Origin of the sequence: Yersinia rohdei ATCC 43380 (assembly GCF_000173775.1) — a bacterium.
Lineage (GTDB): Bacteria > Pseudomonadota > Gammaproteobacteria > Enterobacterales > Enterobacteriaceae > Yersinia > Yersinia rohdei.
This window is the reverse complement of record NZ_ACCD01000052.1, coordinates 1-14,591: the sequence shown is the minus strand read 5'-3', so window position 1 is coordinate 14,591 and position 14,591 is coordinate 1. Positions and strand designations below refer to the sequence as shown.

The window sequence follows — 14,591 nt, the reverse complement described above, 5'->3', positions numbered from 1 at the left end:
TTCATCTGGTTAACAAAATTGATTGGCGGGGAAATGTGCCTAATGGGTCGTAGCCGCGTGAGCGGCCGGAGCGCCCATAGGTGCAGTCACCCCGACTGACACTAAGTTGAAAATAAAGGGTTATCATCAACCTCATCACTGGCGTGAGCCAGCTCATCGTAACAGCCTTATCGCAATGCCAATGACTTTGGGTATAGTAGAACACTGAGATAACAGACTGATTTTAGAGGCACCATGCAGACCACTCACACCGGCATATCCACTCTCTCTGATAATCCCCCTGCGCCAGATTTATTTCCTGATGCCGTGGCAGCGGCCTGTTTACAACAATTCCAATTGGCCGCGCCATTGGTTCACTGCCTGACCAACGAAGTGGTGCAGTCCTTTACCGCCAATGTGTTGCTGGCATTAGGGGCTTTCCCGGCGATGGTGGTTGAGGCCGAGGAGGCGGCGCAATTCAGTGCAATGGCTAATAGTTTGCTTATCAATATTGGCACTTTGCATCACTCTCGGGCTGAATCCATGTTAGCGGCGATCACGGCGGCTAATCACGCAGGAACTCCCTGGGTATTGGATCCGGTCGCTGTGGGTGGGCTGACATATCGCACTGATTTTGCTCATCATTTACTGGCGCTTAAACCCGCAGCTATTCGCGGTAATGCTTCGGAAATCATGGCATTGAGTGGTATGGCGACCATGGGACGTGGCGTTGATAGCCTGGATTCATCATTGGCGGCTCTGCCAGCGGCTCGTCAATTGGCACAGCAGGTGGGCGCGGTGGTGGCAGTCACTGGCGAGGTAGATTACCTCACGGATGGTCAGCGAGATTTCGCCGTGAGGGGAGGGCACCCGCTGATGACTCGCGTGGTCGGTACTGGCTGCGCGCTGTCTGCGGTGGTGGCGGCGTTCTGCGCACTTGAAGGGGATCGCTTACATCATGTTGCAACCGCTTGCCGGATAATGTCACATGTTGGTGGGCAAGTCGCCCTGCACGTCGGCGGGCCGGGCAGCTTTATTCCCGCATTTCTTGATGGCCTTTATCAGCTGACAGCCACTGATTTGGCCCAGACGGAGGCGAAGATGCGCCAGAGTCCAGATGCCACGCATTGAAACTCTGCTAGTCGTAATTCGCACTTCGAATAAGCATCGATAAGTCATCTAATTTCATCGGCTTGCCTAAGAAATAGCCTTGAACTTCATCACACATTAGCGTTTGTAAACAGGTGAGTTGCTCCTCAGTTTCTACGCCCTCGGCTGTTACCGTCATCGACAAAGCATGGCCGAGGTTAATAATGCCTTCAACAATCGACAGCCCTTCAGGTGATTCTGCCAGCTCATCAGTAAAACTTTTATCAATTTTCAGCCCATCAAATGGGAAACGACGCAGATAATTCAGTGATGAATATCCGGTACCAAAGTCATCCATCGATAAGCGCACGCCAAGAGTTTTCAAGGCCATCATGGTTTTAAATGCGCCGTCAGCATCTTCAATCATGATCCTTTCGGTTATCTCCAACTCCAGCCGATGACTGGGTAGCCCGGTCAGCAGCAGCACTTGCCGCACGCGCTCAATAAGGCGCTGGTTTCTAAATTCAATGGCAGAAATATTGACTGAAACTATCAGTGACTGGGGCCAGGTTGTCGCATCCTGACATGCTTGTAACATCGTCCAGTCACTGATGGAGGTAATCAGCCCAGTTTCTTCTGCCAATGCAATAAATTGATCGGGCATCAGTAGCCCCAGCACCGGGTGATTCCAGCGCACTAAGGCTTCAGCCCCGGTCAGTTGCGTCCCTTCAATACGGTAGCGTGGCTGATAATAAAGACAGAATTCATTATGCTTGATGGCTTGGCGTAAGAAGCGCTCCAGTTCGCTGCGCTGCATCAGGCGGTCATTCATTTCACTGGAGTAAAAACTCCACCGGTTGCGGCCGCTATTTTTGGCTTCATACATAGCAATATCCGCAAATCGCAGCAGCTCTTCAGCATGTATAGAATCCTGCGGGGCCAGGGCAATACCAATGCTGGCACCAATATAAATATCTTGCTCATTGATAATATACGGGCTTTCAATTTGGGCGATAACGCGCGCGCAGAGTTGCTCAATTTCTTGAATTGAAGACAAGCCAGTAATAATCAGAATAAATTCATCGCCACCCTGGCGGGCCACCAAGTCTTGATCTCGCAAGCAGCCTCTTAGGCGCTCAGAGACCTGATGTAGCACCAAATCGCCGGTAACATGGCCAAAGGTGTCATTGACCGGTTTGAATTTATCCAGATCGACATTGAGGATAACCAAGGGGTGCGACGTGCCGGCCAGGTTGAGCAGTTTGTTTTCCAGGAACTGTTTCATTCGCAGACGGTTGGGTAAACCGGTCAGCGCATCATGCAGAGAAAGATGCTGAATACGTTCCTGGGCTTTTATCTCGCGGGTGATATCAGATGCGGTGCCGCGAAAACCCACAGTTTCGCCGTCTTTAATAATAGGTTTGGCATAAATCCGACAGATACGTTTATCGCCTTTGGCAGAGAGATAAGTGCATTGCAGTTCATTGCGGGATTCAGTCTGATGGGTATATTGCAGCCAGGATCGCAGCGGAATAATGTCACAATTTAACAGTGAATCAAGCTTACGCCCCAACCATTGCTCTGCCGCCAGCCCAGTAATGGTTAAAAATCGCTGGGACAAATAGGTGATACGCAAGTCGGCATCGGTTTCCCATAACCAATCAGTTGCAGATTCAGCGACATGACGAAAACGCTCCTCGCTGGCCATTAACGCGGCTTTGTTTTTATCGGCAATCCGCGCCTCTGACATGGTACGCCGCAGCACTAACCAACCGGTTAATCCAAGGATAATCGCCACTAACATCAGTAAAGGGAGCAAGATATTAAGGAGCTGCGCCCCTGGCATATTCTGGTTCCAATGCAATGTCAGATGGCTGCCATCACTGGAAGATAAGGAAACTGAGGGTTTGGAGAAGTTATCTTTTGGATCGCGCGGGATGCGGAGTTGGTGAATACCGTAATCTTCGCCTAAAGCATTAAGCTCGGCTGGAGTCAGTGAATCAATAAATACCAGAACCGAAGGCGCACCCGCCACAGCTTTAGCGAGTGGATCACTGCCGGTCGTTAATGCGGCCGCGGCAATGATGACGGGTTGCCCGGCAACTTCGATGGTGCTAGTGGCAATATATTCGTTTGCCGCCCTCGCGCGGGCAGCATCAATTAGCGGGGTAATACTTTTATGGAGCCAATCCTGTAATGAGGTTTGTACCAACTGCCCATTGATAACGGAATAGCGGGTTTTCCCTTCTCCATCAATGACAAATACGCCTTCATAATTAAAATTATTATAAAGTGATGAACCCATATTTTGACTGACAAAAGCCCAGTCGGTATCTACTTTTACATGCAAATGTTCATACGCATCGCCCCAGAAAGCATTATCTTTCATTCTGGAACTGATTGAGTTTTTGCGCATTTCCCAGGCTTTTTCTACTAAAAAGCGGCTTTGATTTATCGCTTGTTCATTTAATTGCGAAGCAATGTAGATAATACCAACCGCGGCAATAATAATAGTTGCCCCAACTAACAGCGCCATGGCCTGTAATGTTTGTTTTGCAAAGAAAACATTTTCCCCTTTTACCTGTGATGCTTGGGAGTTAGAGCCTGTCATGGTGAATTCCCTTAAACCCTTTATCCTCGGCGTCGCAAAGGTGCTCGCGGCGACGGCAATAATGCTGGGCATAGCAATTACAAAGTTCGGGCTGATTTTCAGTCTTATAAAAATATTGGTTTAATCAGCAGGAATTTTAGACTCTGAGGCGATAGAGATTTGCATAGCTTCGCCTACTCATAATTTTAGCTTAGAATAATTCCACCGTTTCTTGCTTTTTTTTTCTTAAAAAATAGCAGAATAGAAATACCACTGGTTAATACTGACGGCTTAATCAATCTGAAAATAGCTGTTGGTTTTTTTTCCAGACACTTATTGTGGGGATTATGCCGAGTTACACTCCGTGTTATTGCCGCGCAGCTCTCTGATGCAAACCGGAATTTTTATTGTAAGTCGTTAAAATAACGTTTAAACATTATTAATCTTACAAAGTTGTTTTTTACGCCATACCCAAACTATTCACCCCGCCGAGAGTAAGGAATAAATCACCATGTCTAGATTAACATTGGTTCGCAACTGGGTTATCTCTAACCTGCCGCGGACGCAAAATTCTCGGCTGCATTCTTTGAGCACGTATGGCGCTGCTGTGTTACTGACTATGGGTTCTTACAGTGTCATGGCGGCAGCCCCTCTGCCGGCGGTGACAGTGGCGGTGGTGACCTCTGCGACCCCAGATAGCGCATTGCAATTTCTTGGGCGGGTGGAAGCTATTCAGGCGGTGGATGTGACCACCCGAACCGAGGGCTTTATTGCCGCCAGATTATTTACTGAAGGGCAGATGGTCACTCAGGGCGAGCTGTTGTATGAGATTGACCCCGCTTTACATCAAGCCGCTGTTACTCAGGCGCAGGCGCAATTAGACAGCGCGACCGCCAGTGCTAACCATGCACAGGTAAATCTCACCCGCGTACAGCGTTTAGGTAATAACCGCTCGGTGAGTCAGGCAGAAGTCGATGAAGCCCAGGCCCAGCGGGATATCAGCCGCGCAGCAGTGGCTCAGGCGCAAGCAAACCTGCAAATTCAGCAGCTTCAATTAGGTTTTACCCGCATCACCGCGCCCATTTCCGGCCAGATTGGTCACAGCCGCTTTAATGTCGGCAGCTTGATTAATCCCGCCAGCGGCACTTTGGTGAGGATTGTGCAGCTCGATCCTATTCGTGTCGCTATCGCGGTTAATGAGCGCGATTACATTACTGCTACCTATCAGTTATCCACGGCATCCGCCACAGAAAAGGCGGCACTGCCATTTGAACATTTTACCCCGCGCATTCAACTGGCGAATGGTAAGCAATATTCAGAAAGTGGGATTTTTGAATCCGTTGATAATCAAATTGATAAACAAACCGGCACGGTAACGATTCGTACCCGTTTTGCTAATCCACAGCATTTATTATTGCCCGGCGGGGTGGTGAATGTGTCGCTCGACACAACAACAGCCAGCGCAGTTACCGCCATTCCGATCGCGGCACTACAGCAGAATAAACAAGGTCATTTTGTTCTGGTCGTGACTGATAAAGATCAGGTCGAAGTGCGGCCGGTCACCCTTGGTGAGCAGTTCGAACAGCAATATGAAGTGAAAGATGGGTTAAAAGTGGGCGAGCGAGTGATAGTCTCCGGGCTACAGCATGTCCGGCCAGGTATGACGGTCAGTGCCACTGTAGCAACACCGCTGACTGCAAACTAAGGGGAAGGCCAAATGCTACATTTTTTTATCCGTCGTCCCAAGTTTGCCATTGTTATTGCACTGGTGATAACTATTGTCGGTTGGGTGTCATTGCATGTTATTCCGGTGGAGCAATATCCTGATATTACGCCGCCGGTGGTGTCTGTCAGTGCGGTTTATCCGGGGGCCAGCGCCCGTGATGTGGCGCAGGCTGTGGCTTCCCCGCTGGAAGCACAGGTCAATGGCGTTAGCCATATGCTGTATATGGAGTCCACCAGTAGCAATAATGGCAGCTATCAGCTGAGTATTACTTTCGCCAGTGGTACAGACCCCGATATGGCCGCCGTTGAGGTGCAAAACCGCATTTCTCAGGTGAGCGCCCAGCTCCCTGCGCAAGTCAATGAGAATGGTATTTCAGTGCGAAAACGGGCGTCTAATCTGCTGCTTGGGGTCAGTGTTTTCTCACCGAAACAGACCCATGACGCCCTGTTTGTCAGTAACTACACCAGCATTCAGTTGCGTGATGCTATTGCGCGTATCAATGGTGTCGGTGATGTGCAGGTGTTCGGTGCTCGTGATTACAGCATGCGAGTTTGGCTGGATCCGCAACGTATGGAAGCACTGAATGTTAGTGTGCAAGACATTGTCACGGCATTACAGCAACAAAACGTACAGGCCGCCGCCGGGCAGATTGGTTCGTCACCATCGATGCCCAACCAACAGCAAACCCTGACCATCAGTGGGCAAGGGCGACTGACCGACGCCCAACAATTTGCGAATGTGATTATTCGCAGCAATCCACAGGGCGGGATGATCCGGCTGGGTGATGTTGCCCGCGTCGCGCTGGGGGCGCAGAATTATCAAGTTAGTGCGGCACAAAACCAGACAGAATCCGCTTTTTTAGTGGTGTATCCAGTCCCTGGTGCTAATGCCCTGAATGTTGCCAATGGGGTGCGCGATGAAATGGCGCGGCTGTCGGCCTCTTTCCCACCGGATCTGGCCTATGAAATCAACTACGATTCCACTTTGCCGGTGACCGCCACTCTGCATGAAATCGCCATTTCACTGAGCTTAACCCTCATTGTGGTGCTGGCGGTGGTGTATCTGTTTTTACAAAGTATGCGGGCGACATTTATTGTCGCGCTCACCATTCCGGTTTCACTGTTGGGCACCTTTGCGGTGCTTTATGTCTTTGGTTACACGGCAAATACCCTCAGTTTGTTCGCCATTATTTTGGCGCTAACCATCGTGGTTGATGATGCCATTGTGGTGGTCGAAAATGTTGAACGCCTCCTCGCCAATGATCCAGAGTTGACTCCCGCGGCCGCCACCAAACAGGCCATGAGTCAGATTGCCGGGCCCATCATTGCAACCACTTTGGTGCTGATGGCGGTGTTTGTGCCGATAGCTATTTTGCCGGGCATCGTGGGGGAATTGTATCGGCAATTTGCCGTCACCCTCTCGGCGGCAGTTATCTTATCCAGTATTAATGCGTTAACCCTCAGCCCAGCGCTGTGCGCGGTGTTACTTAAGCGGCGGGAATTATCGAGCACGGGCTTGTTTGGTGGCATCAACCGTGGGCTAGACCGCGCCCGTGATGGCTATGTTGGCTTGACGGGGCGCATTAGCCGCCGTGCAGTGTTCAGCATTGCTGCTCTGCTGCTGGTGGGGCTGGCAACCTGGTGGGGTTATACCCGCCTGCCAAGCTCTTTCCTACCGGATGAAGATCAGGGCTATTTCTTTGTCAGTTTACAGCTGCCAGATGGCGCTTCGTTGAATCGCACTCAGACGGTAATGGATGAAATGTATCAGCAGGTTACCGCCAATACCGCGGTCGAGGACGTGATAAAAATCACCGGTTTCAGCTTGCTCAGTGGCAATAACTCGCCCAATGCCGGTTTTGCTATTGTCATGCTCAAACCTTGGGGGCAGCGGCCGCATATTGATAGGGTGCTGTCCAGCATTCAGGCCAATTTAGCCACGATACCTGCGGCGATGATCATGGCGGTAAACCCACCGGCTATCGCGGGGTTGGGCAGCGCGTCTGGTTTTGATTTACGGATTCAGGCACTGATGGGGCAATCGCCGCAGGAGCTGGCGCAGGTCAGTCAGGGGATTATTTTTGCTGCCAATCAAGACCCAAAACTCAGCCGGGTATTTACCACTTTCAGTGCCTCAGTACCTGAAGTTAATCTCAGTATTGATAGGGATCGCGCCGCCTTGCTACAGGTGCCGGTCAGCCGTATTTTCCAAACCCTGCAAACCTCACTCGGCGGGATGAATGCCGGTGATTTCATCCTGGATAACCGCATGTTTAGGGTGCAATTACAAAATGATATGGATTTCCGCCAGCGCGCTGCGCAGATAAATAACTTGAATGTGCGCAGTGATAACGGGGCCTTGGTCAGCCTGGCAAATCTGGTCAGATTAACTCCTGCTGTGGGCGCACCTTTTATTAGTAATTTCAACCAATTCCCTTCGGTAGCCATTAGTGGTTCTGCCGCCGATGGGGCCAGTTCTGGGCAGGCAATGGCGGCGATGGAAGCGCTTTTGGCACAGAATTTACCGCAAGGTTACAGCTATAGCTGGAGTGGGATGTCATGGCAGGAGCAGCAAACTGGCGGGCAGGTCATCTTTATTTATCTGGCGGCGTTGGTGTTCGCCTATCTGTTCTTGGTGGCCCAATACGAAAGCTGGAGTATCCCGCTGGTGGTGATTCTGTCGGTGGTGTTTGCCGTCGGCGGGGCGGTGGCGGGATTGTCAGCGATGGGCTTTGCCAATGACGTCTATGCGCAAATCGGGCTGGTGCTGCTGATCGGGTTGGCGGCCAAAAATGCGATATTAATTGTCGAATTCGCCAAAACCCGGCGAGAAGAGGGCGCAAGTATTGCACAAGCGGCACAAGAGGGTGCCAAACAGCGTTTTCGCGCCGTGATGATGACGGCGATTTCGTTTATTCTCGGCGTGATGCCGCTGGTGTTTGCCAGTGGCGCTGGCGCAATGAGTCGCCAGATTATTGGTATCACGGTGTTTGGCGGGATGCTAATGGCTACCGCTGTGGGGATTTTGTTTATTCCAGCCCTGTATTTGCATATTCAGCGGCTGCGAGAATGGACTAAAACCCGCAAACATTCTGAGGACGAAGGGCCGCAGCAGTAAATTTTCGCTAGCTTATCTGCCACCTCGCCCTGGGGTGGCAGTGCTGTTTATTCAGTTGAATATCTAACCGGATATGGCAGGAAAATCCTCGCGGCCCAGCATCTCAATATGACCCACGGATTATTGAGAGGTCGGTCACAGTCTAAATATGATTTAAATCAATAAAATTCATTTCTATACAGTGACTTACACTTCTCTTCAAATCTATCTTTGACCCTCACCCAAGGGGAGGGTTTATATTCCTACTCAGCTTATCTGCAACGCCCATTATTTGGGGTGTTGATATTCTTATTCTCATTGAAAGGACATCATAATAGTGAACAAGACATTTGCTGTAACTGCCCGGTTGGCGATGGTTGCTCTCGCGGCTGTGACTTTCAGCCATTTTGCTTTGGCACAATCAACCGCGAACGCAGAAACGGATTTTTTGGCTCAACAGGGTTTAGCGGGTAAAACGACGGAACAAATGATTGAGTCCATCGATCAATCCAAACAACCGCGCCCATTGGCGTATTCCGCCTCGGTAACGGGTACTGAACTGAAATTATCTGATGGGCAGCAGCAATTTTCTTTCCCATTAGGCGATAAATTTTATCTCTCCTTTGCTCCTTATATTAGCCAAACCCACCCCTGCTTTAATCACAGTTTATCAGGGTGTCGTGGCGAACTGGCGAATACGGCATTTGATGTGAAAATCACAGATAAAGCCGGCAAAGTTATCGTGCAAGATAAACTTACCAGCTATCAAAATGGTTTTATTGGCGTCTGGCTGCCACGTAACACCGAAGGAACTATTGAAGTCAGTTATCAAGGTCTTAAAGCGGTATCGCCTTTTGCTACCCAAGCGGAGAGCCAAACTTGCATGACGACATTACAACTGAAGAAATAAGCCTTTAACAGACGATAAACCCAGTCAGTTGGCGGGGAAAGGGGCGTAACGGCGTACACCGTCGGAGCGCCCATAGGGACAGTTGCCCGGCTGGTTTGGAGCTGATAATGCCGGTTTGTTATCAACCTCCTAATTTGTTTTAATATATTTAAGGATTTTTCATATTAAAAGCAGGGCTGATAGTGGCAAAAGATCATGTTGTTATTGTTGTTGATATGCAAAACGGCGTTTTTGCCACCCCCCGCTTTGATCGTGAAGGTCGAGTCGCTCGAATCAATCAGCTAATAGACCATGCCAGTCAGGTTATTTTTATCCAGCATATAGAAGATGAAATGACTGAAGGAAGTGAATTATGGCAACTATTGGCGGAATTACATCAGCCAGAGCATGCTATTTCGGTGAATAAAACTGCCTGTGATTCATTTTACCGCACCTCACTTGATGAGGTGCTGGCGCAGTTGGGGGCGACTCATTTAACGCTCTGTGGCTGTGCCACGGATTATTGTGTAGATACCACAGCCAAAATTGCTGCCAGCAAAGGTTACGCCTTGACCATTGCTGCAGATGCTCACACCACCGCGAATCGACGCCATGTCACTGCTGAACAACTCATTGCACAACATAATGAGGTATGGGCTGAGCTGGCAATTCCGGGCAATCGCATTACAGTAAAAACCACCCAGCAAATTCTGGCCGATTGGCAACAGTGAAAAGAGTCACTTCACGCTGCTGGTGTGGCAGCCGTGTGCTCAGAGCCTAATGATACTGTATCGCATCATTAGGTTCTGTTTACTTATTATTGCGTGCCACAACTCCCTCCTTTCTTATACCTGACTCACTCCCAAGATATTAAATACCTTGACTAAAGTTAGCCCAAGCAGCTCAGTTCATATTGGTGAGTGAAGGGATAAATAATGATGTGCTGTAATTAAATACTCCTCACTTTACAAAAAAGTCAGCAAGAGCATGCAGACATAACTCCAGCTTAACTCCTTATAAAATTGCATCAATAAAGCTGGGGTAATTACATTGTCTCACCAATAAATAACTATTATTTAACCCGCGCAGCTATAAGTATAACAATCACATTTATGGTGATAGGAATTGTGAAATATCAAAGTGGTATTTTCCAGGTAATTAAAGAAAATATATCCACAATAAAATAGGATTATTTCCTACTTGATTGTGTGAATATTCAGCTCTTTTGTGTGATTAATCTTTTTATGATCTATATCAATAAAAAATATACATCTAAAAATAGATTTCATATTGGTGTTTACTTTTTGAATTCTCATTTACTTGGTTATTAATTCTAGTTTTTTAGAAAAAAGCAGTTTGTTTAGCTAGTTTTAATGGTTAGTGAAATATATCTAAAAGTAGGATAAATCTTGTTAGAATTTAAAAATGAAGTATAAATAATAGTATGTAAATTACATCGCATCAGATAAAAGTGTTATTTCTTCTAGCTGGCTTGATATTAAACGAGGCCTTCCGGGTACGTTTGTCTGCTGCTAATCCAGAGTTTTTGTTTTTAAATCGATAATTGCTTACCTATTAAATCGTTAGATTGTAACTGTTATCAGTTATCTATTTCTTTTGGTGGCAATTTCCATTAATAAATTCTCAATAAAGCATTGATTATTTTAAGAGCATATATGAACACAATCTTTAAAGTTATTTGGAATATATCATTGAATGTATGGGTTGCAGTGGGTGAATTGGCCAAGGGAAAACAGAAGTCAAAAACGGTGCGCCGGGTTAGTGCTTCTCAAACATCTCCCGATGCTATAGCCAAGTCTTTCCCTGCAAAAATAGGTCTTTTAGCTGCGGCTATCGCCGGACTGCTTAGTGCTCAGCCTGCATTTGCTATTACCTCTGCCGAATGTGCCTCTATGGGGACGAGTTGTGTTGCGGTAGGCACCGCTGCTGCCTTAAATACGGCACTGTCCAGTGGGACAGCAACGACAATATTGCTGCTGAATGACATTACGATGAACGGTAATATTACGGTAAATCAGGTCGCCAACAACCGGAAAGATTTAGTCATTGATGGGGGCGGATTCTCTTTAACAACGGGGAGTTACTCATTCAATTTTTCTAATCAGGTTAATGCGGCTTGGGGGGGCGCAGGCTCGTTTACCCTATCTAATTTATCCGCACTAAATTCTTCGACAACCGGAGGAAATAACGTTATTTCCATGCCTGGGGCCACCAGCGCTATTAACATTATTTTCGACAATATTGGCAGCACAACCGACAGTATGCTGGCAGTTTTGGGGAATATAGGTGCAGGCGGGACACCGAACTTAAATAGCCAGTTAGTTTTAGGCAATTTTACCCAACCGCTGACATTAACCTTTGGCACTAACCATCAGTTGGCGCAGGCCAGCAATATCAAATTTACCGGGCATTTTGACTTAACGGCGACTACTGGTTCTTATCCGGCGGTATTCTGGACTAACTCAGCTAATAACTACAGCCTGATAAATTTTAGCAGCACTGCTGATGTTTCCATTACTACACCGCAGCTTACCAATGGTTCTGGCGGGAATGGATACTATCAATATACTCTGGAGGATGGCGCTAAATTTACGTTAAATTCTGACCAGTATGTCTTTGATATTGCAAATAATGGTTTGAAAATTGGTAGTTATGACGCCACCACTGGATTTGGCGAGGGTGCGGTAGTCAAACTGGCTACACAAAATAAGGGTGTTATCACTTCTGGGCATGGCATCAGTAATACTGGTGGCAGTAATGCCAATGGCATGGGAAATGGTGCCGCCGGAAGCGTTGATGTTATCTACAACTTGGCTACAGGCTCTTCAATCAATCAATCTGCTATTAATAGCATTGGGATACTGGCAAACAAAACCGGGGCGACAAACAGCAGTGGGATTTATATTAGCTCAGGTGCCACGATTAAAGCCGGTACTGCGGGTATTTCAAGCTCTCACGCAGGTAATGGCAAAATTATTCTGGAAAACAAAGCAACAGGAGGCATTACTGCGGGGGTCGGAATATCTGCAACCAACAGCGGCTCTGCCAGCATTGATATTGCTAATAAAGGCGTAATTACCGCCACAACAGGGATGGTTGCCAGTAATACTGGTGCTGCTACCGCCAGTGTTGATGTTGCCAATAGCGGTACGATTAATAGCACTAGCGCAGGGATTACTATTTCCTCGACCAATGGTCAAATAGTCAACGTTGTGAATACTGGCGGGACAATTAACGCCACTGGCGGAACAGGGATTAACGTTCTGGCTAATGCGCTGTTGAATATGGTGGGGGGGACTATCACCACAACAGGTATAGCGACGGGAATCACCTTTGCTGGCACCAATAATAGCCATGTGTTGACTGATTTAATTCTGAATATGAATGGCACCGGTGCCGCGTTCTCAAAAGCGACGGGTGTCAATCTGACGTTAAACCATATTATTTTCAATACAGTAACTGGCACAGTGTTCAATAGCCTGGCCGGTCTGACCTTCGCCGACAGTGCTAATGGCCGCAATGAGATTAATGTCACGGGAGCCGGAACTGGGATAAATTCTGCCGGTGGCGTGGATCTTAGCACCGCTTATCTGAATATTAATATTGACGGCAGTGCTGGCACTGGGCTGAAAGTATCTGATGGTGCCTCGGCGCTGACGACGATTGGTGCTAATACCCAGATTAATGCGACTGGTGCAACGGCGATTAGTTTCACGGGGACAACAGCAAAAACGCTAACGAATAATAGCACCATTAATGGTGCAGTGACATTTGCCGGAACAGCGGCAAACACCATCAATAATAATGGGATTTTGAACGGCACATTAACGGCCGGTTCCGGTAATGACAGCTTGGTGTTGGGCAGTGCCTCGCAAAGTAATGGCGCGATTAATCTGGGGGATGGCAATAATAATGTCACCATCCAGAATGGTGCCCAAGTCACTTCTATTACCACCGGAAGCGGCGATGATATCTTCACCATCAATAATATGACGCTAGGGAGCACTTATTTAGGCCTCCTTAATGCCGGGGCGGGCGCCAATACCCTGAACTTCAATACATCAATGGATTCTTTGGCGAGTGACACCTCACTACAGGGCTTCGCCAATATTAATCTTACCGACAGCCAAATTACATTGGCTGCTGCCAGCAATGTGGGCAGCGGTGTAATGAATATCGACGGCGGCAGTGAGTTGCTTTTTAGCAATACATTCAATGGTATTTTGGATGCCTCATTGGGCCATGTTGCAAGCGGAGATGGTTCGGCCATTGTAAATAATGGTGCCAATGTCCGTTTAAGTCAGGCGAGTGCTTTTACGGGTGATTGGCAGATTAATCAGGGCGGTACTCTGACGGCCAGTAACAGTAACCAGTTGGGCACCACCGCCATTGCGCTCAATGGCACCTTGAATCTGAATGGCATAGCCACTTCTAATAATGCCCTGACTGGAACCGGACTCTTAAATATTGATACTGCCAATAACACCTTCAATTTTGGTGTTAATACCGGTACTGCGTTCGCGGGTTCGGTGGATATAGCAAACAGTACTTTTGTTCTGGGCGGAGGGAATACCGGCGCGCTGAGCAACGCCTCTTTTATCGCCTCCGGTGGGACTTTGGTGGCAGTGAATAGCGGCAATCAGGCGATAGGGAATTTGACACTTAACGGTGCGTCGGTAGCATTTGCCGCCGGTAGCAAGATTGATACTGGCACATTGGCGGTAAACGCCGACAGCATAATCAAAGTTGCGCCAGACTTGACCACCGGTGGGAATTTACTTGACCAAGATACCACTATCTCAACCCAATTAATTGGCAGCAACAATACGTTGACTGCGATCGATCTCGCCCGCCTGACCTTACAGGATCTCTTGGGGAATAACTTGGGTGCGGATGCTTTTGCGGATGTTATTCAGGGCGGAAATAAAGTAGCTGAATCCATCTATAACTACGCCTTATCGGGCGTGGGTGGCGGCTTGAGTCTGACCGCAGGGCTGACCAGAATGATATTACTCTCTGGTGAGACGTTAACCCTGACGTCACAGGGGGCGGTGGACATTAATAAGTTGCTGACCGCTCAACTGACCGGCAGCGGCAATCTTGCTATTGGCACTGATAACAGCGAAATGACGCTCACCAATGCTAGCAATAATTACACCGGCAACACGTCGGTTAATGGCGGTATTTTGAATCTGGGCAGC

The 14,591-nt window shown here is 48.1% G+C and carries 7 protein-coding genes; 6 read left to right on the top strand and 1 reads right to left on the bottom strand.

The window, feature by feature from the left end; all coding sequences use genetic code 11:
* Positions 1-234: 234 nt before the first annotated feature.
* Positions 235-1,110 (top strand): hydroxyethylthiazole kinase, encoded by an 876-nt coding sequence (thiM, locus tag YROHD0001_RS00505; protein WP_004716828.1) that lies wholly within the window; start codon positions 235-237, stop codon positions 1,108-1,110.
* A 7-nt stretch (positions 1,111-1,117) separates the two neighbouring features.
* Here the strand turns inward: thiM and YROHD0001_RS00510 are convergent, their stop codons facing one another.
* Positions 1,118-3,679: a bifunctional diguanylate cyclase/phosphodiesterase gene (locus YROHD0001_RS00510; RefSeq protein WP_004716827.1), complete on the bottom strand. Its 2,562-nt coding sequence runs from the start codon at positions 3,677-3,679 to the stop codon at positions 1,118-1,120.
* Between the two features lie 490 nt (positions 3,680-4,169).
* Here YROHD0001_RS00510 and YROHD0001_RS00515 point away from each other — a divergent pair, with 490 nt between their 5' ends.
* From YROHD0001_RS00515 to YROHD0001_RS00535, 5 genes are all read left to right on the top strand, one after another.
* Positions 4,170-5,363, top strand: a complete 1,194-nt coding sequence (locus tag YROHD0001_RS00515; RefSeq protein ID WP_032818433.1) for an efflux RND transporter periplasmic adaptor subunit — start codon at positions 4,170-4,172, stop codon at positions 5,361-5,363.
* A 12-nt stretch (positions 5,364-5,375) separates the two neighbouring features.
* Positions 5,376-8,501, top strand: coding sequence for an efflux RND transporter permease subunit (locus YROHD0001_RS00520; protein WP_004716825.1), 3,126 nt, complete (start codon positions 5,376-5,378; stop codon positions 8,499-8,501).
* Positions 8,502-8,817: 316 nt separating this feature from the next.
* The gene (cueP, locus tag YROHD0001_RS00525; protein ID WP_004716824.1) at positions 8,818-9,390 is read left to right on the top strand and encodes a copper-binding periplasmic metallochaperone CueP; all 573 of its coding nucleotides are present in this window, start codon (positions 8,818-8,820) and stop codon (positions 9,388-9,390) included.
* A 182-nt stretch (positions 9,391-9,572) separates the two neighbouring features.
* A complete protein-coding gene (locus YROHD0001_RS00530; protein WP_004716823.1) occupies positions 9,573-10,100 on the top strand; it encodes an isochorismatase family protein in 528 nt (175 codons plus the stop codon).
* Between the two features lie 945 nt (positions 10,101-11,045).
* Positions 11,046-14,591: autotransporter outer membrane beta-barrel domain-containing protein (locus YROHD0001_RS00535; protein ID WP_004716822.1), on the top strand; the 3,546-nt coding region annotated here is incomplete at its 3' end.

Coding starts and splice junctions, on each gene's coding strand:
- thiM (WP_004716828.1), top strand. CDS start 235: ATGCAGACCACTCACACCGGCATATCCACTCTCTCTGATAATCCCCCT.
- YROHD0001_RS00510 (WP_004716827.1), bottom strand. CDS start 3,679: ATGACAGGCTCTAACTCCCAAGCATCACAGGTAAAAGGGGAAAATGTT.
- YROHD0001_RS00515 (WP_032818433.1), top strand. CDS start 4,170: ATGTCTAGATTAACATTGGTTCGCAACTGGGTTATCTCTAACCTGCCG.
- YROHD0001_RS00520 (WP_004716825.1), top strand. CDS start 5,376: ATGCTACATTTTTTTATCCGTCGTCCCAAGTTTGCCATTGTTATTGCA.